We start from the raw sequence: 531 nt of genomic DNA, 5'->3' as shown, positions 1-531 counted from the left end.
AAACTCGTTGTTTGTTCCGTATAGAATATCAGCTTGGTACGCTTCTTTTTTCTCTTGAGGAGGCATGTTCGGCACGTTAACACCCACCGTCATACCTAGGAATTCAAATAGCGGACGGTTTGTCTCCGCATCACGTTTAGCGAGGTAGTCGTTGACCGTAACAACGTGTACACCTTTACCAGGAAGTGCATTTAGGTAAGCAGGAAGAGTTGCCGTTAGAGTTTTACCTTCACCCGTGCGCATCTCTGCGATTTGGCCTGCATTTAGAACCATACCGCCGATGAGCTGCACGTCGAAGTGACGCATACCGTATACACGTTTAGACGCTTCACGAACAGTAGCAAAAGCTTCTGGAAGTAGCTTATCAAGAGTTTCGCCTTGCTCTAGGCGCTCACGGAACTCAACAGTTTTCGCTTTAAGCTCTTCATCTGAAAGTGCTTCAAATGTTGGTTCGTAGTTATTGATCTCTTTTACAATTTTTCTAAGGCGGCGCAGTGTTCGGTCGTTGCGACTGCCAATTACTTTTGTCAG

1 pseudogene is annotated in these 531 nt (G+C 46.1%); it reads right to left on the bottom strand.

The window, feature by feature from the left end:
* Positions 1–531 (bottom strand): annotated as a pseudogene (gene secA, locus R7Q46_RS29995) (preprotein translocase subunit SecA); the annotation flags it as partial.

The organism is Vibrio sp. 811, from assembly GCF_033339195.1.
The sequence above is the reverse complement of the archived record's forward strand: the minus strand, read 5'-3'. Positions and strand labels throughout refer to the sequence as shown.